General features: G+C 68.5%; 28 protein-coding genes. 6 read left to right on the top strand and 22 right to left on the bottom strand.

The annotated features are described in order from the left end of the window. Nucleotides 1-49 precede the first annotated feature (49 nt). From ABL843_RS15755 to ABL843_RS15735, 5 genes are read right to left on the bottom strand one after another with little or no spacing between them, the layout of a single operon-like run. Nucleotides 50-355, bottom strand: coding sequence for a high-potential iron-sulfur protein (locus ABL843_RS15755; protein WP_418116423.1), 306 nt, complete (start codon nt 353-355; stop codon nt 50-52). Next, complete coding sequence (locus ABL843_RS15750) at nt 352-507, bottom strand: hypothetical protein (protein ID WP_184637865.1); 156 nt, start codon at nt 505-507, stop codon at nt 352-354. The genes ABL843_RS15755 and ABL843_RS15750 overlap by 4 nt, the downstream gene beginning before the upstream one ends. A 39-nt stretch (nt 508-546) precedes the next feature. Continuing rightward, complete coding sequence (locus tag ABL843_RS15745) at nt 547-1,080, bottom strand: NUDIX domain-containing protein (RefSeq protein WP_418116422.1); 534 nt, start codon at nt 1,078-1,080, stop codon at nt 547-549. Nucleotides 1,081-1,090: 10 nt separating this feature from the next. Continuing rightward, nucleotides 1,091-2,533, bottom strand: a complete 1,443-nt coding sequence (locus tag ABL843_RS15740; protein ID WP_418116421.1) for a trypsin-like peptidase domain-containing protein — start codon at nt 2,531-2,533, stop codon at nt 1,091-1,093. Continuing rightward, nucleotides 2,533-2,955 carry a universal stress protein gene (locus ABL843_RS15735; RefSeq protein WP_126019946.1) on the bottom strand — a complete coding sequence of 141 codons (423 nt, stop codon included), beginning with the start codon at nt 2,953-2,955 and terminating at the stop codon, nt 2,533-2,535. Before ABL843_RS15735 ends, ABL843_RS15740 begins: the two co-directional genes overlap by 1 nt. 137 nt (nt 2,956-3,092) lie before the next feature. Here ABL843_RS15735 and ABL843_RS15730 point away from each other — a divergent pair, with 137 nt between their 5' ends. After that, nucleotides 3,093-3,620 (top strand): flavodoxin family protein, encoded by a 528-nt coding sequence (locus ABL843_RS15730; protein ID WP_418116420.1) that lies wholly within the window; start codon nt 3,093-3,095, stop codon nt 3,618-3,620. A 36-nt stretch (nt 3,621-3,656) separates the two neighbouring features. Here ABL843_RS15730 and ABL843_RS15725 read toward each other — a convergent pair whose 3' ends face one another. Then, on the bottom strand, nt 3,657-4,241 hold the full coding sequence (locus tag ABL843_RS15725) for a hemerythrin domain-containing protein (protein WP_418116419.1): 585 nt from the start codon (nt 4,239-4,241) through the stop codon (nt 3,657-3,659). A gap of 166 nt (nt 4,242-4,407) precedes the next feature. Here ABL843_RS15725 and ABL843_RS15720 point away from each other — a divergent pair, with 166 nt between their 5' ends. Next, nucleotides 4,408-4,914, top strand: a complete 507-nt coding sequence (locus tag ABL843_RS15720) for a universal stress protein (RefSeq protein WP_418116418.1) — start codon at nt 4,408-4,410, stop codon at nt 4,912-4,914. A gap of 27 nt (nt 4,915-4,941) precedes the next feature. Here the strand turns inward: ABL843_RS15720 and ABL843_RS15715 are convergent, their stop codons facing one another. The 3 genes from ABL843_RS15715 to ABL843_RS15705 form a co-directional block, all read right to left on the bottom strand. After that, complete coding sequence (locus ABL843_RS15715; protein ID WP_418116417.1) at nt 4,942-5,787, bottom strand: universal stress protein; 846 nt, start codon at nt 5,785-5,787, stop codon at nt 4,942-4,944. Between the two features lie 73 nt (nt 5,788-5,860). Next, nucleotides 5,861-6,094 (bottom strand): hypothetical protein, encoded by a 234-nt coding sequence (locus tag ABL843_RS15710; RefSeq protein WP_369662315.1) that lies wholly within the window; start codon nt 6,092-6,094, stop codon nt 5,861-5,863. 105 nt (nt 6,095-6,199) lie between these two features. Then, a complete protein-coding gene (locus ABL843_RS15705; RefSeq protein ID WP_418116416.1) occupies nt 6,200-7,384 on the bottom strand; it encodes a fatty acid desaturase in 1,185 nt (394 codons plus the stop codon). 201 nt (nt 7,385-7,585) lie between these two features. Here ABL843_RS15705 and ABL843_RS15700 point away from each other — a divergent pair, with 201 nt between their 5' ends. Continuing rightward, nucleotides 7,586-8,314: a response regulator gene (locus tag ABL843_RS15700; protein ID WP_184637883.1), complete on the top strand. Its 729-nt coding sequence runs from the start codon at nt 7,586-7,588 to the stop codon at nt 8,312-8,314. Further along, nucleotides 8,307-10,448 (top strand): PAS domain S-box protein, encoded by a 2,142-nt coding sequence (locus ABL843_RS15695; protein ID WP_418116415.1) that lies wholly within the window; start codon nt 8,307-8,309, stop codon nt 10,446-10,448. The genes ABL843_RS15700 and ABL843_RS15695 overlap by 8 nt, the downstream gene beginning before the upstream one ends. 21 nt (nt 10,449-10,469) lie before the next feature. Here the strand turns inward: ABL843_RS15695 and ABL843_RS15690 are convergent, their stop codons facing one another. After that, on the bottom strand, nt 10,470-11,234 hold the full coding sequence (locus ABL843_RS15690) for a Crp/Fnr family transcriptional regulator (RefSeq protein WP_369662319.1): 765 nt from the start codon (nt 11,232-11,234) through the stop codon (nt 10,470-10,472). A gap of 234 nt (nt 11,235-11,468) precedes the next feature. Between ABL843_RS15690 and ABL843_RS15685 the strand changes: the two genes are divergently transcribed. After that, entirely contained in the window at nt 11,469-11,972 is a 504-nt protein-coding gene (locus ABL843_RS15685) for an ornithine carbamoyltransferase (protein ID WP_418116414.1), read from the top strand. A gap of 21 nt (nt 11,973-11,993) precedes the next feature. On the opposite strand, the gene ABL843_RS15680 is transcribed toward ABL843_RS15685, so the two are convergent. The 11 genes from ABL843_RS15680 to ABL843_RS15630 all read right to left on the bottom strand — a co-directional run bounded on the left by ABL843_RS15680 (nt 11,994) and on the right by ABL843_RS15630 (nt 21,839). Then, entirely contained in the window at nt 11,994-12,695 is a 702-nt protein-coding gene (locus ABL843_RS15680) for a sulfite exporter TauE/SafE family protein (RefSeq protein WP_418116413.1), read from the bottom strand. Between the two features lie 2 nt (nt 12,696-12,697). Then, nucleotides 12,698-14,104: an oxygen-independent coproporphyrinogen III oxidase gene (gene hemN / locus ABL843_RS15675; protein ID WP_418116412.1), complete on the bottom strand. Its 1,407-nt coding sequence runs from the start codon at nt 14,102-14,104 to the stop codon at nt 12,698-12,700. Further along, a complete protein-coding gene (locus ABL843_RS15670) occupies nt 14,101-14,367 on the bottom strand; it encodes a hypothetical protein (RefSeq protein ID WP_126019816.1) in 267 nt (88 codons plus the stop codon). Before ABL843_RS15670 ends, hemN begins: the two co-directional genes overlap by 4 nt. Beyond that, nucleotides 14,364-14,669 carry a FixH family protein gene (locus ABL843_RS15665; protein ID WP_418116411.1) on the bottom strand — a complete coding sequence of 102 codons (306 nt, stop codon included), beginning with the start codon at nt 14,667-14,669 and terminating at the stop codon, nt 14,364-14,366. The genes ABL843_RS15670 and ABL843_RS15665 overlap by 4 nt, the downstream gene beginning before the upstream one ends. A gap of 10 nt (nt 14,670-14,679) precedes the next feature. Continuing rightward, nucleotides 14,680-16,113 carry a cytochrome c oxidase accessory protein CcoG gene (gene ccoG / locus ABL843_RS15660; RefSeq protein WP_418116410.1) on the bottom strand — a complete coding sequence of 478 codons (1,434 nt, stop codon included), beginning with the start codon at nt 16,111-16,113 and terminating at the stop codon, nt 14,680-14,682. A 15-nt stretch (nt 16,114-16,128) separates the two neighbouring features. Next, entirely contained in the window at nt 16,129-17,046 is a 918-nt protein-coding gene (ccoP, locus tag ABL843_RS15655; RefSeq protein ID WP_418116409.1) for a cytochrome-c oxidase, cbb3-type subunit III, read from the bottom strand. 13 nt (nt 17,047-17,059) lie between these two features. Then, nucleotides 17,060-17,200, bottom strand: coding sequence for a cbb3-type cytochrome oxidase subunit 3 (locus ABL843_RS15650; RefSeq protein ID WP_184637899.1), 141 nt, complete (start codon nt 17,198-17,200; stop codon nt 17,060-17,062). Between the two features lie 24 nt (nt 17,201-17,224). Then, complete coding sequence (gene ccoO / locus ABL843_RS15645; RefSeq protein WP_126019810.1) at nt 17,225-17,866, bottom strand: cytochrome-c oxidase, cbb3-type subunit II; 642 nt, start codon at nt 17,864-17,866, stop codon at nt 17,225-17,227. A gap of 9 nt (nt 17,867-17,875) precedes the next feature. Continuing rightward, entirely contained in the window at nt 17,876-19,315 is a 1,440-nt protein-coding gene (gene ccoN, locus ABL843_RS15640; RefSeq protein ID WP_184637903.1) for a cytochrome-c oxidase, cbb3-type subunit I, read from the bottom strand. A 65-nt stretch (nt 19,316-19,380) separates the two neighbouring features. Then, the gene (gene ccoS / locus ABL843_RS15635) at nt 19,381-19,518 is read right to left on the bottom strand and encodes a cbb3-type cytochrome oxidase assembly protein CcoS (RefSeq protein WP_093196545.1); all 138 of its coding nucleotides are present in this window, start codon (nt 19,516-19,518) and stop codon (nt 19,381-19,383) included. Beyond that, on the bottom strand, nt 19,518-21,839 hold the full coding sequence (locus ABL843_RS15630; protein WP_418116408.1) for a heavy metal translocating P-type ATPase: 2,322 nt from the start codon (nt 21,837-21,839) through the stop codon (nt 19,518-19,520). Before ABL843_RS15630 ends, ccoS begins: the two co-directional genes overlap by 1 nt. A 101-nt stretch (nt 21,840-21,940) precedes the next feature. Here ABL843_RS15630 and ABL843_RS15625 point away from each other — a divergent pair, with 101 nt between their 5' ends. Next, a complete protein-coding gene (locus ABL843_RS15625) occupies nt 21,941-22,384 on the top strand; it encodes a universal stress protein (RefSeq protein WP_418116407.1) in 444 nt (147 codons plus the stop codon). A gap of 18 nt (nt 22,385-22,402) precedes the next feature. Here the strand turns inward: ABL843_RS15625 and ABL843_RS15620 are convergent, their stop codons facing one another. Beyond that, nucleotides 22,403-23,704, bottom strand: a complete 1,302-nt coding sequence (locus tag ABL843_RS15620) for a hypothetical protein (RefSeq protein ID WP_418116406.1) — start codon at nt 23,702-23,704, stop codon at nt 22,403-22,405. Nucleotides 23,705-23,795 lie beyond the last annotated feature (91 nt).

Here is a 23,795-nt window from a genome sequence, read left to right as displayed (position 1 = left end):
TCGCCTCATTCGCACGCGCCATGCGCCTGAAGCTGGCGAAATCGGTCCGCTAGACCTTCCTGGCCCAAGCGCTACACCAGCCTTTGGCGTTGACTTGCTTGCCGGCAAACAGCGCGCAGTTGCCTTGCGCATCCGTCGGCTTGGATTGCCAAAGCGCACAGCCGTTGCACAACTGCGCGCTGTCATGCTTCGGGAACTTCTTCACGTCGGCCTTCGCCGAGTCGGCTACATAGCTCAAGGCCACGGCCTGCGGGTCTTTTTCATCGAGCCGAGCCTGTGCGAAAGAGCCGGTGGCGGTAACGGCCGCCCCCGTTGCGGCAAGCGTGAGCATGAAAGTTCTGCGGTTGGACTTCATCGTGAGTCTTTCGTTGTGTGCGAGATGGTTTCCAGGCCGTTCGGCGAAGAATTCCGTTCATTCAAACCCGCCAGCACGAGGACACCAGTTGCCAGCAGCGTTGCGATGCAGAACCCCAGGATTTGCAGGGCTGCGTTCAAGGTGATGTTCATGGGGCGACCTCGTGATGGTTTTTCGGGAACGGCCTGCGGTCATTCTTGAGCGGCCGGCTGCGCGCGGCTTTGCGCAGGATCAACTGCGCGAAAGCCGTGCGGCCCGGGTGCAACATCGACCGGCCCCACTTCGTAGAGCAATTGCCCGTGGATGGCTGCCAGTGACAACGCCTGCGTCAGCACCGCGGCAAGGCTGGGCGCACAGAGCCGGGGCAACTGCTCGAAGGTGGCCCAGCGGAACGCGTCCATCTCGGGACGCCGCCGTCCATGGCGGTCGGTGTAGAAGCTGGAACACACGCAGCTCTTCGCCTCGAAGGGCCGCACCAGCGCCGCGAAGAGCCGGAGATCCTTGCCCTTGCGATAGGGGAAGAGCCCCAGTTCCCGCAGTTGCTCCGGTGACAGGCGGAGACCGCACTCCTCGGCCGCCTCGCGCGCAGCCGCTTGCGCGCCCTCCTCCTGCCCTTCGGCGGCGCCCTTGGGAACGTCCCAGTAGCGGCTGTCGCTTGCGTGGCACAGCAGCAACTGCCCTGCCATGTCAAACACCAGAACGCCGCAGCTGCTCGTCTTTTCCATCGTGAAAGCCTCAGGGCACAGGCGCGACCGCCTTGCCTGCGTGCCGCGCCACCGGAGCGCGCGCGGCACTGCGCGGAAGGATCGGCACATAGCTTCGAGCCGAGCCACGCACGACGAGCAGCGCAACCGTGTCGCTCTCCGCGATGGAGCGGATCACCGAGTCGAAGTCCGCCAGGCTGGCCACCTCCACGTCGTTGACCGCGATCAGCATGTCGCCGTATCGCAGCCCCGCCATCTGGGCCGAACCGGAGACCGATTGCACATACAGCCCCGGGGACGGCAGGCTTATGCCCAGCACGCCCTTGCGCTCGATGAGTTCGAGCCCGAAGCGCGTTTCCTGCTGCGCGGCGGTGCGCGCGGCCGTACGGGGCGAGGCATCGGGCGGGTTCTCGATCACGCCCACCTGCACCGTCAGCGGCGCCTTGTGGCGCCAGATCTTCAGCGCGATCCGGCTGCCCGCGCGGGTAGCGGCCACGCGATTCTGTATGTCGGCGTAGCTCATCGCGGTGTCGCCTCCGGCGGCCAGCACCACGTCGCCGCTGCGAAGTCCCGCCTGCGCGGCCGGGCTGTCCGGGTCGACCCGCACGATCAGCGCTCCCTGCGTGGACGCCAGGCCGAAGGCCGGCGCCAGCTCGGCCGTCAGGGGCTGGGTGCGGGCGCCGATGTGCCCTCGCCTCACGTGCCCGGTCGCGCGGAGTTCATCCGCGACACGCATCGCGGTATCGATGGGCAGGCTGAACGACATGCCGAAATATCCGCCGCCGGGCGAATAGATCATCGAGTTCATTCCCACCACCTCGCCCCGTTCGTCGAACAGCGGCCCGCCCGAGTTGCCTGGGTTGAGCGCCACGTCACTCTGGATCAGCGGCACGCCGCTTCCTCCAGGCATGTAGCGCGGATTGGCGCTCACCACGCCGACAGTCACGCTGCGCTCGAAGCCGAACGGCGCGCCCATGGCGGCAACGCGCTCGCCGGGGCACAGCTCGCTGCCGCGGCGCGGAACGATGACCGGCAGGCCTGAAGCCGCGACCTTCAGCAGCGCGACATCGCTGAGGCGGTCGGTTCCCACCACTTCGGCGTCGAAGCGGCGCTGGTCGGCGGTGACGATGGAGATCGCCCGGGCGCCGGTCACCGCATGGGCGCTGGTCAGGATGTATCCGTCGCTGCCGATGATGAAACCCGAGGCGAAGCCGCGCGCCCACGCCCGATCCCATGGCATGGAGGGCCGCACGTCGCCGATGGCGGGCCGGTCGCCGCTGCCTTCCGTGACCATGATGCTCACCACCGCGGGCGACTGCCGCGCGGCGGCGGCCGCGAAGTCGACGGCCTGTGACGCCGGCTGGCCCCGCTCCAGGCAGGAGCGCGCCTGCGGCCAGGCGTTCGTTCCGCCCGCGAGCGCGAATGCGCCGAGGGCCAGTGCGGCCACGCCTTGCGCGAAGGCGGCGGTCTTCATCAGCGCACCAGCAGTACCGGCACCGTGCACGCGGCCAGGACCTTGTTGGCCACCGAGCCCAGCACCAGGTTCGTCAGGGCACCGTGGCCCCTCGAGCCCATGATCACCAGGTCGAACTTCCCCTTCTGCGCAAACGCGGCGATCTCCTCGGCAGGATGTCCGATGCGGTGCTCGAAGCGCGCCTCGATGCCGTTCCTGGCAAGCAGGCCGCGCACAGGTTCGAGCACCATCCGCGCATCGTCCTCGTAGTAGCCGTGCACGATCTCCGGTCCCGCGAAAGCCGCGGCGCGATGCGGCACGGGCAGTACCACGTGGAAGACGGTGAAGTCGTGGCCCGCGCCCGACCATTCCTTGTGCGCGGCCAGGTAGGACAGCATGCGGTCCGTGTAGTCGCTGCCGTCGACGGCAAGCAGGATTTTCATGATGGTTCCTTCAGCCGGGGAGCTTCCCCGATGCAAGGATGGTCGCCGCGCGCACCGCACCGGCCCTTGATGCAGCGCAAGGCATCGGGCCCACCCGCTGCCTACATTGGGTTTCCATGAACGCAGCAGAGGCAAGCATGAACAACGTCCTGGTGATCGTCTATTCCTACACGGGCACTTCCCGCCGCGTCGCGGAGCTGCTGTGCAGCCAGCAGAACTGGCAGCTCGCGAACATCATCGAGACGCGGCCTCGCGCGGGCGGCCTGGGCAGCCTGCGCTGCGTGATCGACTCCCTGCTGCGCCGCGAGCCCGCCATCCGCTACGACGGGCCGCCGCCGGGCGACTTCGACGCCGTGGTGCTGGTGTCGCCGATCTGGATGCTGCAGCTCGCCGGCCCCATGCGCAGCTTCGTGGCACGCCAGCGCGCCCGGCTTCCCGATGTCGCCGTTCTCTCGGTGATGGGCGGACAGGGAGCGCCGAACGCGGCCGCCGAGATCGCAAGGATTGTCGGCCGCGCGCCGATCCTGAGTTCCTCGGTCACGATGCGCGAGGTGGACGACGGCAGCTGCGCGGCGCGGCTGCAGGCCTTCGGCAACGCCGTGCGCGAAGCGGAGGGCCCACAGGCCGTGGTGCGCCCCGTGACGCTGTCGCCGCAATCGAGCTGAAGCCCTCCTGGCCGGGCGGCGCACGCTGCCGGCAACTCAGAGCGCCGGCCCCAGCCCGATGGGAGCGGGAACGATGTTGACGATGCGCGTGAAGAGCGCGTTGTATTCGAGATCGGGCACGTGCCCGGTCATCGGATCGCGGTTCTGCGAGAAGGCGTTGTCCAGGTCGCGCCAGTCGTCCTCGGTCAGCACCCGCTCGGCCAGCGGCAGGATCTCTCGCTCCTCCAGCGCCATGTGGTCGAGATAGAAATCGACGTACTCGCCGACGGTTCTTTCGAACTCCTCGCGCCGCGGATCGCCGAGCATCTCGAAGGCCAGCAGCGCGTGCTCCACGTTGCGGATCCGGCGTTCGCCCTTGGCATGGTCGCTGTCGAGCCTGTCCAGCAGCTCGCGCGAGATTGGCGTGCGGGCGCGCAGCCTGGGAAACAGCAACTCGGTCTCCTTGCGGTGGTGGCGCTTCTCGGGAAACTCGTCCACGTAGAAGAGCATGGCCCTGAGCGTCGCGAAGTCGGGCAGCGTGCCCTTCTTGCGGTGCTGTTCGAGCAGCATGACGATGGACCGGAGCATGGCGGCGAGCGCGGCGTGCTCCTGGCGGATGATGCGGACGGTGGCGTGGGGCATGAGAGTCTTCCTGTGCATGCCCCTAGGGTCGCGCTTTCTTCGCTCGCGGGCTTGTTCCAGATCAAGGCCGCTCCTGCCAGGGAGCTGCGCGTTTGATCGATATCAAGCCGTGCGAGGCGCCCCTCCGGATACTGGACCGACTCTTTCAACCCTTCGGAGTCGTGCCATGTACCAGCGAATTCTTGTTCCCGTCGACGGCAGTTCCACCGCCAGCCGCGGCCTGGCGGAAGCCATTCATCTCGCGAAGCTCACGGGCGCACGCCTGCGGCTGGCGCACGTCATCGACGAACTGTCGTTCGCGCTGTCGATGGACGCCTACGCTGGCTATGCCGGCAGCTGGCTGGAAGAACTGCGCGGCAATGCGCGCAAGCTGCTCGAGGACGGCCGTGCCATGGCGGCCCGGGAGGGCGTCGAAACCGACGTCGTGCTGCTCGACAGCTTCAGGGGCACCGTCCACGACCAGGTCATCGCCGAGGCGCAGTCCTGGAAGGCCGACCTGATCGTGATCGGCACGCACGGGCGCCGTGGAATCGGCCGCTGGGTGATGGGCAGCAGCGCCGAACACATCCTGCGCATGTCACCCGTGCCGGTGCTCTTGGTGCGCGCGCCCGAGAGCGCGAAGACCGAGCACGAGCGCTTCGCGCTGTCCAGCGGGGAGCTTGCGAGCCAGTGAGGCCCTTTGACGGGAGCCGGCCGCGCGTCAATGCGCCATCAGGACCGGCACCGTCATCTGCGAGAAGATCTGCCGGGTGACGCCGCCCATGATCCGCTCGCGCAATCGCGAATGGCCGTAGCCGCCCATCACCAGAAGATCCGCGCCCAGTTCCGACACCCGTGACAACAGCGCGTCCGCGAAGCTGGCCTCGGTCACGCCGGACTCGGCGCGCGCATTCACGCCATGCCGCAGCAGGTACTGGATCATGTCCGGCACCAGCAGCCGCCGCGCGTCGTCTTCGTCACGGGGATGGCGCAACGACACGAGCGTCACGCGCACGCCGTTGCGCAGCGCCGGCAGCGCGGCCCGCAGGGCCACGGCCGCCTCGCGCGAGCCGTCCCAGACCACGGCGGCGTTCTTCGGCACCTGTTCGAACGCATCGCCGGCCGAGGGCACGACCAGCACCGGGCGCCCTGCTTCCATCAGCACCTGCTCGGCGAGCGCGCGAACCGTGGTGTCCTTCCGGGTCGAATCGTCGTCCTGCCCGAGCACGACGAGATCGCTCGCGCGGCCGTGCCTTGCGACCGCATCCACCGTGGCGCCGTCGGCCAGCCGCACCTCGTACGACAGGGGGGCCGACGCCGCGATGCCCGCCCGGAACTCGCGCGCGATGGCCTCGGCGCGACGGCGCAGGTAGTCGGCCGACTCGGCGATGTAGTCGCTCATGCCGGTGGCGATGGCATCGGCGGGAATCACGCCGTCATGCAGGCCCGTGGGAACGAGGCCGACCAGATGGGCCTCTTGCGCCCGCGCCCACCGGGCCGCCACCGCGCCGCGCACGGGGCTGCGGTCCGAATGGTCCAGGTGCACAAGGATGGTTCTGTAGTTCATGAATGGACTCCTCGCGAACTGGCGCGCCGCGTCCCGGCGCCGGAAAGGAATTGCGGGCGGATTGCCTCGGCGCCTAGCCGTCCAGCGGCACGCCGCCGCCGAAGCGGCAGACCCACTGGTCCCGGAATTCGCACAGTACGGCGGTGGCCGAGCGCTGCCAGGCGAACATCATTTCCAGCTGCTGGCGCTGCACGAGGAGCATGCTCCTGGCGACGGCAACCTCCCAGTCCAGCAGGGCCTGGAGGCTGCCGCCAGCGACGCAGACCGGGGTCGTGGATGTGGTTGTAGAGAAGCTGTCCTTGGACATATGGGCTACCTCGGAAAAGGGTGACGTGAATACCTTATGCGCCGTGGGGCGCACCTCCCTTGATATGGCACAAGGAATGCGCGTGTCGCCCTCCCCAAGGGCCAGTCAGGCATAGGAGCGCAGCCGGCGCGAAAAATCCGCCAGCGGCGCGATGCCGCTCGCCTCGGCGCGCTGGCACCAGTCCTGCAACTGCCTGGCGAGCTGCTCGCCCGTGGCGGTGGAGCGGCTCCACAGTGCGGTCAGCTCGCCGCGCATCGAATACATCGTAGCCAGCGGCTGCGAGGCCTTCAACGCCTGCATCACCTGCCGCTGCCGCGAGGGCCCGAGCAGGCCCTGGTCCTTGCCGAGCCAGGGCTTGACGGCCTTCAGGGCGCGCGCGGCCTCCGGCGAAATGGCGCGCAGTCGGCCGAGTTCGGCCACGCAGGCTTTCTTCAGCGAGCGCGTGTAGTTCGACAGCACGTCGTAGTGGCAGCGGATGATCGCCTGCACCGTGGCCAGGTCGACGTTCGCCTTGGGCGCGACCAGGCGCGGCGTGGGCGCCACGTGCTTCACGCGGGCCAGGCCCAGCGGCTGCAGCGTGCGGATGTAGAGCCAGCCGATGTCGAACTCGAACCACTTGCTCGAAAGCTTCGCCGAGGCCGGAAAGGCATGGTGGTTGTTGTGCAGTTCCTCCCCGCCGATCAGGATGCCGACCGGAAAGATGTTCGTGCTGGCGTCGCGGGCCGGCCAGTTGCGGTAGCCCCAGTAGTGGCCGATGCCGTTGACCACGCCGGCCGCCCAGAACGGAATCCACGCGATCTGCACGAGCAGCACCAGCGCGCCCGGCACGGCGCCGAAGAGCGCCATGTCCACGACGCCCATCAGCACGATGCCCAGGATCTTGTGCTTCGAGTAGAGATGCCGCTCCAGCCAGTCGTCGGGCGTGCCGTGGCCGTAGCGTTCCAGGGTCTCGGTGTGCCGCGCCTCGCGCATGTAATAGAACACCCCGCCCCACAGCACGCGGTTGAGCCCGTGCACCTGCGGGCTGTGCGGGTCTTCGGGGGTCTCGCACTTCGCGTGATGCTTGCGGTGCACCGCGGCCCACTCCCGGGTCACCATGCCGGTGGTCAGCCAGAGCCAGAAGCGGAAGAAGTGGCTCGCCGCGGGGTGCAACTCGAGCGCGCGGTGCGCCTGGTGGCGGTGCAGGAAGATGGTGACGGACGCGATGGTGACGTGCGTGAGCGCGAGAGCGGCCAGCAGCACGCCCCACCACGGAAGATCCAGGACGCCGGAGTAGAGCAGGGATTGCATTCATACCTCTTGAACAGTGCCGGCGATTCTGCTGACGGCACGGGTCGCGGACTTTGATGCAGGTCAATGCGGTCTCGCCGTTGCCGGGCAGCATGGCGGGCGGCGGATGGCTTGTTGCAGGTGCTTCGGCGCACGGTGCGTGCTACGCTCAAGCGAGACCGGAACACCCAGGAAACTCGTGCTGAATTTCCTCGCCAGCGCATGAAAAACACACCCCACATCGCGGTTCTCGACGACGAACCCGACATCACCGAGCTGCTGGCCGGCTACCTGCAGGGGCATGGCTTCCGCGTCAGCCAGGTGCATGAGGGGCGGGCTCTCACGGCGCTGATGGAAACCGACCCCGCCGACCTCGTGCTGCTCGACCTCGGACTGCCCGGCGAAGACGGATTCACCATCGCCCGCCGCATGCGCGAGAGCTGGCGCTGCGGCCTCATCATCGTCACCGGGCGCGGCGACGCGGTCGACAAGGTGGTGGGCCTGGAGGTGGGAGCGGACGACTACGTCACCAAGCCTTTCGACCTGCGCGAGCTGGTGGCCCGCGTGAAGGCCGTGCTCAGGCGGCTGGCGCCTGCCACGCCGGCACCGGTGGCGAATCAGCCGGCGTCTGCCGGCAAGCTGCGCTTTGCAGGCTGGCAACTGGACACAGGCTCGCGCAGCCTTCGCAACCCGCAGGGCGAGAGCGTCGTGCTGACCGGCGGCGAGTTCGACCTGCTGCACGTCTTCACCCTGCATCCAGGTCGCGTGCTTTCGCGCGACTTCCTGCTGGAGCAGACACGCGGACGCGAAGCCACGCCCTTCGACCGCACGATCGACGTGCAGGTCGGCCGGCTGCGCAAGAAGATCGAGTCGGACGCGGACGATCCGCAGCTCATCAGGTCGGTGCGAGGCGCGGGCTACATGCTGGTGCCGCCGGTGTCCCATGGCTGACCCTTCGGACAGCCCCCCTGCGCTGCCCGAGGCGCCCGGCGCGCCCATCCGGCGCCTGCCCTCGGGCATCGACGAAAGCAGCGTCTTCCGTTCGCTCTTCGTGGCCTATCCCGATTCGCTGCTGCTCGTGGACCAGTCCGGCAGCATCATGCTCGCCAACCCCTCGGCGGCCGCGCTGCTGGGCTATGCGCAAGACGAGCTACTCGGGCTGAACGTCGAGGAGCTGGTACCGGACAGCATCCGCCCGCGCCATGCCTCGTACCGCGAGGCCTACGGTCGTGCTCCGCGCCCTCGCCCCATGGGCACGCACATGGAACTGGCGGCCAAGCGCAAGGACGGCAGCGAAGTGATGGTGGAGATCGCCCTCAGTCCCCTGCAGAGCCATGGCCTGCCCTTCGTCGTTGCCGCCATCCGCGACATCGGCGCCTACCCGCGCGTGAAGCAGGCGCTGCAGCGCGCCCGCTACAGCGAGCATCTGGCCCAGCTCGGGCGGCTGGCGGTCGATACGCGAGACCTGCAGGCGGTGCTGCAGCACGTGCCGGAGATCATCACCCGGGCACTGGAGGTCGAGGTGGCGATGGTCTGGCTGCTCGACAGCAACCGCCTCGAATTCCGCGTGGCCAGCGGTGTCGGGCTGGTACCGGGCGAGGAGATCGGCGCGCACGTCGCCAACCGCCCGGACACTCCGCCGGGCTTCGTCTTCTCGCAGGGCCGGCCCGTCGTGGTGCCCGACTACGCCGACGAAGCGCGCTTTCGCGTGCCTGCGGCCTACATCGACGCCGGCCTGGTCAGCGCGCTCGCCGTGCCGCTGTCGGACCGGGGGCGCGTGATCGGCATGCTGTCGGTGCGCTCCAGGGAATCCAGGCGCTTCGGGGATGAGGAGGTGCGCTTTCTCGAGTCGCTGTCCAGCCTGCTCGCCACCAGCCTGCAGCGCGTGCAGACGGAAGAGGCGCTCAACCATGCGCAGCGGCTCGAGAGCGTCGGCCAGCTCACGGGCGGCATCGCGCACGACTTCAACAACCTGCTGACCGTCATCCAGGGCAACCTGCAGGTCCTCGAGGAACTGCCGGAGCTGGCGCACAGCAGCCACGGACAGCGGCTGCTGGCTGCCGCCGCCCGGGCATCGCGGCGCGGTGCGGAACTCACCGGCAAGCTGCTGGCTTTCTCGCGGCGGCAGGTGCTGCAGCCCGCCGCCGTGGACACGCATGCGCTTCTGCACTCGCTGGCCGACATGCTGCGCCGGACGCTGGACCAGCGCATCCGCATCGAGATCGACACGGCACCCGGCCATCCGCTGGTCATGGCCGATCCGGGCCAGCTGGAGTCGGCACTGCTCAACATCGCGATCAATGCGCGCGACGCCATGCCCGAGGGCGGCACGCTGCGCTTTCGCACCGGCATCTGCGACGCGCTGCCGACGGACCTGCGCAACGAGCAAAACAATCCCGGCAGCGACGGCACCACGCATTTCGTCGCGATCTCCATCACCGACAGCGGCACAGGCATGCCCGACGACGTGAAGGAGCGCGCCTTCGAGCCTTTCTTCACCACGAAGGAAGCCGGGCGCGGCACGGGCCTGGGCCTGAGCACGGTGTACGGCTTCGTCAACCAGTCGCGCGGCGCCGTGTCGATCGACAGCAAGGTGGGCCTGGGCACCACGGTCACGCTCTACCTGCCGCGGCAGCAGGAGCCGGAGGAAGAAGAGTCGGATGCCCCCGTCGCCATGGAAGAGCTTCCGGGCAGCGAAGCGCTCCCCGCCGGGCTGCGGGTGATGCTGGTCGAGGACGACGCTGAAGTCCGCAAGGTGGTCGAAGCCTTCCTGGCCGCGCTGGGCTGCGAAGTGGTCTCGGCCACCACCGCTGACCAGGCCCTGTCCGCCCTCGATGCGGGAGCGGGCCCCTTCGACCTGCTGCTGAGCGACATCGCGCTGGGCGCGGGCATGCGCGGCACGCGGCTGGCGGCGGAAGTGCAGCAGCGCTTTCCACAGATGGCGGTGCTGCTGATGTCGGGGTTCTCCTCGGAGCTGCTGGACGCCGATCGCGAGGTTCCGCAAAGCTGGGAGCTGCTGCGCAAGCCCTATTCGCGCGCCGAACTGGCGCGCGCCATGGCGAAGGTGCTGGCCGGGCACATCTGACGCCCGGTCGCGGCGCTCTTCCTACTGCAGCATGGTCGGCGCGGGCGCGAGGCAGCGCTGCACGAAAGCGCTGAGTGCGCCCACGTCGGGGATCTGCACGTCGCGGCGCCCCTTCGTCGCGAAGCCGATCACGTTGTCCCTCGCCAGCCGCGACAGCGCGCGGCTCACGCTCTCGAGCGTCATGCCCAGGTAGTTGCCGATCTCGGCGCGTGTCATGCGCAGCGTGATCTCGTCGCCGCGCATTCCGCGCTCGGCCAGGGTCTGCGCCCAGTAGCGCAGGAAATCGGCCACGCGGGCATCGGCCGGCAGCGTGCACACGGACATCAGCGAATCGCGGTCATGGGCGATCTCGCGGCTCATCGCGGCGTGCAGCAATTGAAGGAGCTCGGGCTGCACGGCGCAGGTCGCAAGCAGCGCCTCGTAGGAAACGACCCAGATCTCGCCGGTGTCCATGGCCACCGCGTCGCATGCGTAGCGTCCGCCGGCGATACCGTCGAAGCCCAGCCAGTCGCCGCGGAACTTCAGGCCCACCACCTGCTCGCGCCCGTCGGCCGAGAGGTTCACGATCTTGAAGAAGCCCGAATTCAGGATGTAGAGATTGCCGAAGCGCTCGCCCGCCTGGTAGATCGTGTCGCCCGTGTGCACCACGCGCCGCTGCGGCTTGAGCTGCTCGCCCAGCAGTTTCAGCGTGTCCATGGTGTTGCGGCCCGCGCATTCCCGGCTGCCGGCGGGCAGGGTCAGGCTCGGTGAAAACTGCGCGGTGTTCGTGGGGGTGGTGTTGAGCATCGAGACTCCTTGGTGGTCTGTCGCGTTTCGATGAATCGATGCTAGGGAGCCATCGAAACTGCAATACCAATGGCTTGAATCCCAATGTGACACTGGGTCAATGCAGTGTGTCCGGTTTGTATCAACCGCGGGCGCCCCGCGCACGGCGCCGCAATCGCCCCCGCGCCTTGACCTGCATCAAAGACCCGCCCGCCGGCATCCCTAACCTTGGCAAGTCATACATTGACCGTTGCCATGCATCCTTCCAACACCGTCCGCAGCCCCGAGGCCGAGCGCCAACTTTCCCCGTTGGGAGCGGCCAGCCTGCTCTCACGGGCGCGCATCCTGCAACGCGCGGCGCTCGGCGGAACCACGCGCCCCCTGCTGCGCGGCAAGAACCTGGGATTGCTCTGCGAGGCGCAGCCCGACGAGGCGCAGGCGCTGTTCCGCCTTGCAGCGGAGGAACTGGGCGCGCACGTGGCCGTGATGCGCTCGAGCCTGTCTGCCTCCAGCCCCTTGCAGGAGGTGCAGCACACTGCCCGCATGCTCGGCAAACTCTACGAAGCCGTGGAATGCCAGGGGCTGGCCCCCGCGCTGGTGCAACGCATCGCCGAGCACGCCGGCGTTCCGGTTTTCGACGGCGCGGCAATGAAAGCCCACGCGGCCAACCAGCTTTCGGAACTGCTTGGCGAAGCGACCTCGCGGGCCGACAACCGGCGCTTCATCCTCCAGGCCCTGCTGCTGGAAAGCATCGGCTGAGCCGACTCCGCAGCCACCGCCTCAGCGGCACCAGACGTCGATCTGCTGAAGAAGGTCCGACCAGAGCGCGTGCACCGCCACCGCCGCCAGCAGGACGCCGGCCACCCGCGCACCCCAGGCTTGGCGCGCCTCCCCGCCAGTCCATCGCAACCGCTGCCAGAGCCACGGCGCGAGCAACAGCGAAAGTCCGCCGCCGAGCGCGAACAGCATCATGAGCGCTGCGCCCTGCAAAGGACCGTTGCCTAGCCCGGCCAGCATCAGCGCCGAATAGAGCAGCCCGCAGGGCAGCGCCACCCAGAGCAGCCCGGCGGCAAGCACGCCCAGCCCCGTGCCGCCCGCATGCGGACGAAGGCGCGATTCGAGCGAACGGCCGATGCGCCGCGCCCACAGCGGCTGTCGCCCCGTGACGGCCAGCATCGCGCCCCAGGCGAACACGAAGACGTGCAGCATCACCCACAGCGGCCGCAGTGCGGCGACCTGCGCGCTGGCCAGCGCCAGGCTGTCGACGCTGGCGGCAGCGAGGGCACCCGCCGCCGCGTAGCTCGCGATGCGGCCCAGATGAAAGGCACCGGGCGCAGCGAGCGCCGGCATGGTGCCCTGCCCTGCGGCCGGGAGCGGCACGATCCGTATCACCGCCGAAGAGGCGGCGCCGCACATCGCCACGCAGTGCGGCCCGCCGGCAAGGCCCATGAGCAGTGCGGCACCGGCGAGCGCGAGTTGCATGTTCAGACCACGCGGGAGAAACGCGTGCGGTTGGAGCGACAGTACCGGTCGAACACCATCGCGACCGCGCGCACGAGGAACCAGCCCTGCTCGGTCACCGCGAGGTCGTGGTCGCTCAGGCGCACCAGGCCGCTGGCGACCAGTGTCCCGAGCGCGGCGAACTCGGTGGCGAAGTAGCGGCGGAAGTCGACCGCGAAGGCTTCGCCCATGGCATCGAAATCGACCCGCCCCCGGCACATCAGCGCCATGATCACCTCGCGGCGCAGCTGGTCGTCGCGCGACAGCGCGAGGCCGCGCACCACCGGCAGGCGTCCCTGGTCGAGCAGGTCGCGGTACTCGTCCAGGCTCTTGGCGTTCTGGCTGTAGGTGGCGCCCACGCGCCCGATGCCCGATACGCCGAGCGCGATCAGGTCGCCCTCGGGCCGGGTGCCGTAGCCCTGGAAGTCCCGATGCAGCCGCCCTTCCCGCTTCGCGACGGCGAGCGGATCGTCCGGCAGCGCGAAGTGGTCCATGCCGATGTAGACATAGCCCGCACCGGTGAGCTTCGTGATGGCGTCCGCCAGCATGCGCACGCGCGCCGAGGCGTCCGGCAACTCGTCGGCGCAAATGCGCCGCTGCGGCTTGAAGCGCTCCGGCAGATGCGCATAGGCGTAAAGCGCGATGCGGTCGGGCCGCAACTCGCAGACCTGCGCGAGCGTGCGCCCGAAGGAGGCGTCGTTCTGGCGCGGAAGGCCGTAGATCAGATCCACGTTGATCGATTCGAAGCCCAGCGAGCGCGCGTCGTCCATCAGCGCGAAGACCTGCGATGCGGGCTGGATGCGGTGCACGGCCTGCTGCACGGCCGGGTCGAAGTCCTGCACGCCGAAGCTCAGGCGGTTGAAGCCCAGCGCCGCGAGGTTGGCGAGCCTTTGCCTGTCGACCGTGCGCGGATCGATCTCGATGGAGCGCTCGCCACCGGGCACGAAGGCGAAGGACCGGTGCAGCAGTTCCATGAGCTCGCCGAGCTCCGCGTCATCGAGGAATGTCGGGGAACCGCCGCCCAGGTGCAGCTGGGCCACGGAGGCATTGCGGCCGAGCTGCGCGACCTGCAACTCGACTTCGCGCGCCAGGTACGACAGATACTGCCGGCCCCATTCGTGGTGCCGGGTGACGATCTTGTTGCAGGCGCAGTAGTAGCACAGCGACTCGCAGAACGGGATGTGGACGTACAGCGACAGCGGCGACGCCCCGCACCCGGCCTCGCGGCGATGCCGCAGCGCCTGCACGTAGTCGTCGGCACCGAAGGCCTCGACGAAGCGATCTGCAGTGGGGTACGAGGTGTAGCGCGGCCCGGGCACGTCGAACTGCCGCAGCAGGTCGAGGGGCAGTGGTGCGTGCACGGGCTCGGGGGCGAGAGCGATGGAAGTCATGGGGAGGTAGTGCCTGCAGGCGCATCGGGTTGTCCAGGCATGGCCGGTCCGGCGAGCAGCACCGTGCAGGCGCTGGACGCCGCCGCCATCAGCCAGAAGACGAAGAAGGCACCGGTATAGATGCCCTGGCGCGACATGCGCAGCGCGTCGGCGCCGCAGAAGGTGTTGATGGGATCGACCAGCGCGAACACCAGCACCTCCATGCCGCAGGCCACGAGGAAGGACGGCCACAGGATGCCGGCGACCAGCCGCATCGCGTTCATGGCGCGGCCTTCCGGCCCTCGGAGGGCACGTCTTCCGCGGGCGTCATCGCGTGGTTGCGGCCGGTCAGCGCGGGAAGGTGCTTCTTCGCGGCCAGGGCCTTGTTGATCTCGACGCCTTCGCGGTAGTAGTCCGGCGACACCAGCGCGTCGGGGCTCCGCCAGGCCAGCCAGAAGGTCACGAAGCTCGCGATCATCACGGCCACCGGGCCACCGATCACCATCCAGAGCAACGGATGGCGCCACCAGGGCTTGTCCGCCCCGGCGGCGAGCGCGTTCATCGTCGAATCGGTTGCTGCGTTCATTCCAGACCTTTCAGCGCGGCACCAGGAAGGCCGCTTTCTCGGAAACCTGCGCCCCGCCGCCCTCCTCGCGGATGCTGAAGTGCACCGTGTGCGAGCCGGGCGTCGCGGAGCCGTAGGGCACCTGCAGCCGCACGGCGACCCAGCGCGACTGGGCGGCATCGACGCTCACCGGCTGCTCGGGCGACACGCTCAGGCCCTGCAGCCCGCTGGCCGAGATGAGGTAGTGCCGCGGCTGCTCGGTGGCGTTCATGATCTGCAGCCGGTAGACGTTCTCGAGCTTTCCGCCCTCGGCGATGCGCGCCAGCGAAGCGCGGTCGCGCACCACGTCGACCTTCAGCGGCGTGCGCACCACCAGGCTGGCCAGCAGGCTGGCCACCAGCAGCGCCAGGATCGCCGTGTAGACCAGCACGCGCGGACGCAGCACCCGCCGCAGCAGCTGCCGGCGAGACCAGCCGGCCTCCATGCCGTTTTGCGTGTCGTAGCGGATCAGCCCTGGCGCGTAGGCCATCTTCTGCATGACCGTGTCGCAGGCATCCACGCAAAGGCCGCAGCCGATGCACTCGTACTGCAGGCCCTTGCGGATGTCGATGCCGGTGGGGCACACCTGCACGCACAGGCCGCAGTCGATGCAGTCGCCCAGCGCCATCGTGCGCGGGTCCGGCCCCTTGCGGCGCGGCGCGCGCGGCTCGCCGCGCCCGGGGTCGTAGGTGACGATCAGGGTGTCGCGGTCGAACATCGCGCTCTGGAAGCGCGCGTAGGGGCACATGTACTTGCAGACCTGCTCGCGCATGAAGCCGGCGTTGCCGTAGGTCGCGAAGCCGTAGAAGAACACCCAGAAGACTTCCCAGGAGCCCATCTGCGTCTGCAGGAAGGCCAGGCCGAGCTCGCGGATGGGCGTGAAGTAGCCCACGAAGGTGAAGCCGGTCCACATCGCGATGCCGATCCACACGATGTGCTTGAACCACTTCTTCACCAGCTTCTCGAGCGACATCGGTTCGGCGTCCAGCCGCATGCGCGCGACGCGGTTGCCTTCGATCTTCTGCTCCACCCACATGAAGATCTCGGTGTAGACCGTCTGCGGGCAGGCATAGCCGCACCACAGCCGCCCCGCCACGGCGGTGAAGAGAAAAAGCGACAGCGCGCTGATGACCAGCAGGCCAGAGAGGTAGATCAGGTCCTGCGGGTACAGCACCAGCCCGAAGATGTAGAAGCGCCGCGCCGCGAGGTCGAACAGCACCATCTGCCGCCCGCCCCACTCCACCCATGGCATGCCATAGAACACCAACTGGGTGAGAAAGACCATGGCCCAGCGCCAGCGCGCGAACATGCCGCGCACGGTGCGGGGGTAGATCTTCTTCGTGGCCTCGTAGAGGCCGACCTCCTCGCCGCTGCCCAGGTTCGCGCTGCTGCTCGCGTTCGCTATGGGAATGATCTTCCGGGTCATGGCGGGCTGCCGACGTCAGGGCGTGGCCGCGGCCGTGCTGTTGGAGAGCCCCCAGACATACGACGCCACCATCCGGATCTGCGCCTCGGTGAGGCGGCCTTCCTGCGCGGGCATCTCGTTGTGCTTGCCCGAATTGATCATCTGGACGATGGCTTCCTCGCCGTAGCCGTGCAGCCAGATCCTGTCGCTGAGATTGGGCGCGCCCAGCGCCTGGTTACCGACGCCGCCGATGCCGTGGCAGGCGGCGCAGGCCGAGAACTTCGACTTCCCGAGGCCGGCGCGCACCGAGTCGTGCGGCTCTCCCGACAGGCTCAGCACGTAGTTGGCGACGTTCTTCACGTCGTCGGGCGTGCCGACGGCGGCGGCCATTGGCGGCATCACGCCCACGCGGCCCTTGGTGATGGTCTCGACGATCTTCTCGGGCGTGCCGCCATGCAGCCAGTCCTTGTCCGTGAGGTTGGGAAAGCCCTTGCTGCCGCGCGCGTCGGAACCGTGGCACTGCGCGCAGTTGCCCATGAAGAGCCGCTCGCCGATGGCTCGGGCTTGCGGGTCCCTGGAGACGTCCTCGACCGGCATGGCGGCGTACTTCGCGTAGACGGGCGCGAGCTCCTGCGTGGCCCTGGCGACTTCCGCGTCGTACTCGCCGCGCGAGGTCCAGTCGTATTGGCCGCGAAAGCTCCCCAGCCCCGGAAAGACCGCCAGGTAGCCCAGCCCGAAGACGATGGTCAGCACGAAGAGGCCCACCCACCACATGGGCAGCGGATTGTTGGCCTCGCGCAGGTCCTCGTCCCAGACGTGGCCGGTGGTGTTGTCGGCACTGGACGCGACGCGCTTGCGGGCGGTGAGCCACAGCAGGATCACGCAGCCGAGGATGCTCAGCAGCGAGACGACTGCAACGTAGTCGGACCAGAAACGGTGGATGAAATCGCTCATCGTGCTTCTCCCTTCAGTCCTGCTCGAAGGGCAGGCGTGCGGCTTCCTGGAAACCGGGCGCGTTGCGGCGCGAATACGCCCAGATCACGATGCCGATGAAGAGCGCGAAGCACACGACGGTGGCGCCGATGCGCAAGGTGGTGAGGTCGATCATGTTTTGTGTCCTTTGCCGCCGTGCCTACTTCAGCGCCAGGCCCAGCGACTGCAGGTAGGCCACCGTGGCCTCCATCTCGGTCTTGCCGCGGACTTCTTCCGTGGCACCGGCGATCTCGGCGTCCGTGTAGGGCACGCCGACGCGGCGCAGCGCGCGCATGTGGGCCGGCAGCGCCTCGGCGTCGACCGGCGTCTTCTCCAGCCATGTGTAGGCCGGCATGTTCGACTCGGGCACCACGTCGCGCGGGTTGTTCAGGTGGATGCGGTGCCACTCGTCGCTGTACTTGCCGCCAACGCGATGCAGGTCGGGGCCGGTGCGCTTGCTGCCCCACTGGAAGGGGTGGTCGTAGACGAACTCGCCCGCCACCGAGTAGTGGCCGTAGCGCAGCGTCTCCGAACGGAAGGGCCGGATCATCTGCGAGTGGCAGTTGTAGCAACCCTCGCGCAGGTAGACGTCGCGCCCGGCCAGCTGCAGCGGCGTGAGCGGCTTGACGCCCTGCACCGCCTCGGTGGTCGACTTCTGGAAGAACAGCGGCACGATCTCGACGAGGCCGCCGACGGCCACCACCACGAGGATCAGCACGATCATCAGCAGGTTGTTGGTCTCGATCTTCTCGTGCGTGAAGCCGCCGGAGCTGGAAGCCGGGCTGGAGTTGTTCTGGTTCATCGTGCGTCCTCAGGCATGGGCCATGGCAGGGGGCGGGATCTCGGCGCGCACCGCGCGCCCGGAGATGACGGTCATCCAGACGTTCCATGCCATCAGCAGCATCCCGCTGAGGTAGAGCACGCCGCCGATCACGCGCACCAGGTAGAACGGGAAGGTGGCCTTCACGCTCTCCACGAAGGTGTAGGTGAGCGTGCCGTCGGAGTTGATGGCGCGCCACATCAGGCCCTGCATCACGCCGGCGATCCACATGGCCGCGATGTAAAGCACGATGCCGATGGTGGCGATCCAGAAGTGCGCCTCGATGGCCTTGGTGCTGTACATGGCGGTGCGGCCGTACATGCGCGGGATCAGGTAGTAGAGCGAGCCCATGGTGATGAAGCCCACCCAGCCGAGCGCGCCGGAATGCACGTGGCCCACGGTCCAGTCGGTGTAGTGGCTCAAGGCGTTGACGGTCTTGATGGACATCATCGGCCCCTCGAAGGTCGACATGCCGTAGAACGACAGCGCCACGATCAGGAAGCGCAGGATCGGGTCGGTGCGCAGCTTGTGCCAGGCGCCCGAGAGCGTCATCACGCCGTTGATCATGCCGCCCCAGCTCGGCGCCAGCAGGATCAGCGAGAACACCATGCCCAGCGACTGCGTCCAGTCGGGCAGCGCGGTGTAGTGCAGGTGGTGCGGGCCCGCCCACATGTAGGTGAAGATCAGCGCCCAGAAGTGCACGATCGACAGCCGGTACGAGTACACCGGCCGGCCCGCCTGCTTGGGGATGTAGTAGTACATCATCCCGAGGAAGCCGGCCGTGAGGAAGAAGCCGACGGCGTTGTGGCCGTACCACCACTGCACCATCGCGTCCTGCACGCCGGCGTAGGCCGAGTAGCTCTTCATCCAGCCAGCCGGGATCTCGGCGCTGTTGACGATGTGCAGCAGCGCCACCGCGATGATGAAGGCGCCGAAGAACCAGTTCGCCACATAGATGTGGCGCACCTTGCGCATCCCGATGGTGCCGAAGAACACGACGGCGTACGCCACCCAGACCACGGCGATCAGCAGGTCGATGGGCCACTCCAGCTCGGCGTATTCCTTGCCGCTGGTGTAGCCCATCGGCAGGCTGATGGCAGCCGCCACGATCACCGCCTGCCAGCCCCAGAACACGAAAGACGCGAGCCTGGGTGCGAACAGGCGCACCTGGCAGGTGCGCTGGACCACGTGGAAGCTGGTCGCCATCAGCGCGCAGCCGCCGAACGCGAAGATGACCGCGTTGGTGTGCAGCGGCCGCAGGCGCCCATAGCTGAGCCACGGAATGCCGAGGTTGAGTTCGGGCCACGTCAGCTGGGAGGCGATGACCACGCCCACCAGCATGCCGACCACGCCCCAGACCACGGACATGAGCGCGAATTGCCGCACGACCGTGTCGTCGTATTCCGCGGCGGGTGGATTCGGTGGTTGCATCGTGGTGCCCTTGATTGAGTTGCGGGCAGTTTCCGTGGGCACGCTGCCCTGCGGGTTGATGCAGATCAATCGCCGTGCAGGATGCGCTCGCCCTCGGCGTCGACGTCGTCGAACTGGCCGCGCTCAATGGCCCACCACAGGCCGCCGAGGATCGCGAGGACCAGCGCCACGGACAAGGGAACGAGAAGGAAGAGGATGTCCATCAGTGCGCCTCTTTCGCGCCGGCCGCGAGCCGCGTCGCATTCAGAACCACCACGAGCGAACTCGCGGCCATGCCGAGGCCGGCAAGCCAAGCAGGCAGCCAGCCGGCGATGGCCAGCGGCACGCACAGCGCGTTGTAGCCCGCCGCCCACAGGAGGTTCTGGCGCACCACGCGCAGCGTCCTGCGCGCCTGCGCGATGGCCTGGGGGATGGTTGCGAGCCTGTTGCCCAGCACGACGAAGTCGGCATGCGCGCGCGACAGCGGCACGCTGCGGCCGAAGGCGAACGAGGCGTTCGCGCGCGCCAGCGACGGCCCGTCGTTGAGGCCGTCGCCCACCATCGCGATCTGCCGGCCCTCGGCCTGCAGCCGCCACAGCACCTCGAGCTTGTCCTCGGGCGTACAGCCGCCCTGCGAGAAGTCGATGCCGCAACGCGCGCCGATCTCCCTCGCGGCCGAATCCCTGTCGCCCGACAGCAGCCGCACCGTGAGGCCCTGCTCGCGCAGCGACGCCACGGCAGCCGCGGCATCGGCGCGCAATTCCTCGACCAGCACGAAGCTGGCGAGCCACCCCTGCTCGTCCGCGAGATGGACCTGCGCCGCATCGACTTCCAGCGGCGCCACGCTGCAGAAGGCTGGCGAGCCGAGGCGCACGCGACGGCTCGTTCCGGCGGCCGCGCGCACGCGCCGCATCCGGCCCTCGATGCCCTGGCCCGCAGTCTCAGCCACCTTGTCCGCTGCCCAGCCGGGCGCACAACGGAATTGCGCATTCCACGCATTCACCAGCGCCTGCGACACGGGATGCAGCGACTGCGCGCCGAGCGCGGCGGCCATCTCCAGCGCATCGCCGGGCCGCATGCCCTGGCGGCAGTAGATGCGCTCCAGGCGCGGTATGTCGCCGGTCAGGGTCCCGGTCTTGTCGAACACGACGGTATCGACCGACGCGAGCGCTTCCAGGGCCTGGAGGTTGGATGTCATCACCCCGCCGCGTGCCAGCGCGCCGGCACTGGCGAGCATGGCGGCCGGCGTCGCGAGCGAGAGCGCGCACGGACAGGTCACGATGAGCACCGCGACCGCCACCATCAGCGCCCTGCCCGGGTCCGTGGGCCACCAGAGCGCTGCGGCCACGGCCGCCGACACCAGCACCGCGGCGAGGAAGGGGCGCGCCACGCGGTCCGCCAGCAGTGCCAGGCGCGGCTTGCGTGAGGCGGCGCTTTCCATCAGCCGGACGATCTGCGCGAAGCGCGTGCCCTCGCCCACCGATTCGATGCGCACCCGCACCGGCGCCGACAGGTTGTGGCTGCCGGCGAGCACGCGGTCGCCGCAGGGGCGAGGCACGGGTCGGGATTCGCCGGTCAGCAAGGCCTCGTCGGCACTGGTGTCGCCTTCGATCACCACGCCGTCGGCCGCAAAGGCCTCGCCCGGCCGCACCCGCACCACGTCTCCCACGGCGAGCCGGCGCACGGCCACCCGCTTCCAGCTGCCATCGGCGGCGAGCCGGTCGACACCGTCGGGCAGCCGGTTCATCAGCGCGTCGAGCGAGCCGGCGGTGCGTTCGCGCAGGCGCGCCTCGAGCCAGCGGCCCGTGAGCAGGAAGAAGACGAACATCGTCAGCGAGTCGAAGTACACCTCGTGGCCGAGCGGCCCCGTGGCATCGAAGGTGGCCGCGGTGCTGACCGCGAAGGTCGCGAGCACGCCGAAGGCCACGGGAAGATCCATGCCGATGCGCCCCATGCGCAGGTCGCGCCAGGCGCTGCGGAAGAAGGGCCCGCAGGAGAAGAGCACGACGGGCAGCGTCAGCACCCAGGAAGCCCAGCGCAGCAGCTGCGCGGAATCGGCGTTCATGTCGCCGGGCCGCGCGACGTAGGCCGGGTAGGCGTACATCATCACCTGCATCATGCAGAAGCCCGACACGAGCCAGCGCCACAGGGCCAGCCGCGATTCGCGCCGGCGCAGTTCCCTGACGGAGCGGTCGCTGCCCGGCAGCAGCCGGTAGCCGGCTTTCGCGCTGGCCTCGAACCAGTGCGAAGGCCGGGTCTGCGCGGGCGACCAGACCACGCGCGCACGCCGGCTGGCCGCGTTGACCTGCGCCTCCATCACGCCCGGCACCTGGCGCAGCGCCGCCCCGACCGTGAAGGCGCAGGCCGCGCAGTGCATGCCCTCGACCACGACCTGCGACTCCCAGCAGCCAGCGCCGGCGGCACCCAACTCGCGGCCGAAGGCGGGCCATTCGGCCGGATCGTCCAGCAGCTGCCAGGCCTGGTCGCCGTCCGCGGCGGGAAATACGGGGATCGCGGCGCGATCGGGGGCGAGCGTGGCATTCATCGGGCGAGCCTAAGAGGCGGGCCGCGCGAGCCGTTTGATATGGATCAAGCCGTAGGTTGCGGGCGCGCCTAAGCTCTGCCGCAAATCACGCGGAGCCCCTCATGTTCAAACGCATCCTCGTCGCCACCGACGGCACCGCCCTTTCGAAGAAGGCCGTCGACAGCGCCATCGCGCTGGCGGTGCAGAACGACTCGGACCTGGTCGCCCTGACCGTCGTTCCCCGTTACCCGAAGAGCTATTTCGAAGGCTCGACGACCTTCTCGGCAGAAGACGTCGGCCGCATCGAGAAGCAATGGGCGGAGAAGGCGCAGGCCATGCTCGACAAGGTGCGCGACCGCGCGCGGGAGCGCGGCGTGCGGATCAGGACGGCGCAGGCCAGCTCGGACCTGGTCGCCGAATCGATCATCGCCGCGGCGAAGAAGCACAGGAGCGACCTGATCGTGATGGCCTCGCACGGACGCAAGGGCCTCAAGCGCCTTTTGCTGGGAAGCGAGACGCAGCAAGTCCTGGTTCGATCGTCGCTGCCGGTTCTGGTGCTGCGGTAGTGGGCTCGACCGAACCCGCTACTTCAGCACCGCGCCGCCTCGCGCAAGGTATTGCGCCGAAAGGCGCGCGAACTGGCCGCCGTCGGTGGCGATCGAGGTCTGGTTGCCCCAGCCGGGGCCAAAGACGATCCCGAAGGTGTGCATGTCGCCGTATTCCTGCGTGTTGGTCAGCATGTAGTCGACGCGGTTGTCGCGGTAGTGCCCGTCGGTGCCGCCGGGCGTGTCGGAAGGAACGCCCATGGGCGTCTGCCACCACAGGATGGGCAGGCCGTTGCCCAGGGCTGCGCGATAGTCCGAATACTGCTTCTGCGAATCGTGGAAGTTCGGGCTGGTCTTGTTGCTCGCGTCCCAGTAACGATCGCTTCCGTTCTGGCATCCGTCGGGCCTCGGCGTCACCTCCCGGCAGCCCGCGTCGCGGTCACTGGTCTGGGCGACGATGAAGTCCGCCTGGTTCGCGCCGGCAGCTTGCATCATCGCGCCGATGTCGGAGGGCGTGCCGTTCCAGAACGCAGGCGGGAACCCGATCAGCGCCTTGGGTGCGATCTTCCGGCCCATCTGCACGACGCACTGGCCGAGGCCCGCGACGGTGTCAGGCAGCGTGCTGCATTCGGGCTGACCGCTGACGCGAGCGGTAAGCTTCGTCAGGTCGTGATCGGACCGCTTCCCTGCAGCGAAGCCCCAGAAGTCCGGCTCCACGTTGATCAGAACGGGTTTGTCCAGCTTCGCGATGAGTTGGTACATCAGCCGGACCTGGCCCCAGTATTTGTTCATGAAGGCCGCATCGGCGGTCGTGTCGACATTGCCCTCTCCGTTCGCCGTCATCTGGTAGAGCGTGAACATGGGCACCGCACCGTAGGCCTGCGCGGCCTCCGCAAAGATGGTGACGTAGGCGCCGCCCGCGTTCCAGTCGGGCCAGCCTCCGTTGTAGCCCACGATCCCCACAAGGTAGTGCTCCACGATGTCGGGGTGGATGTCCTGGCTCTTCAAGTCGTCGGTGGAATTGGCGCTCAGGCCAACCAGCACCCGGGCGGGTTTGCCGAGCTTGTTCGCCAGGGCGACGGTGGCCGCGACGGGTATGGTGCCGCCGGTCGTGCCTCCAGTGCCGCCCTGGGTGCCGCCGCCGGAGGTGTTGCTGGCTACTTGGCCGCCGTTGCTCTGGCCGCCGTCGGATTGACCGCCGCCGCCAGCCTGGCCCGTCGGGCTGCCGAACAACGGAATGCCGGCCCCGCCACCGCTACCGCTGCCACCTCCTCCGCCACAGCCGAAGAGCAGCAGCGAGGCCAGCAGCGCGGAAACGGATCGTCGAGAAAGAATGCCCATGGAAAAGTCCGAAAGGTGAGAGGAAACAAATACCGGCGCGCCCGTGCAGGCACACACCGGTTCGGGTTCAGGGTTGTCCGGGCAGCGCGGC

This window comes from Variovorax sp. 350MFTsu5.1, assembly GCF_048302515.1.
In the GTDB taxonomy this organism is placed as follows: domain Bacteria; phylum Pseudomonadota; class Gammaproteobacteria; order Burkholderiales; family Burkholderiaceae_C; genus Variovorax; species Variovorax guangxiensis.
Note: the sequence above shows the minus strand (reverse complement) of the source record. Positions and strands in the feature narration are given on the sequence as shown.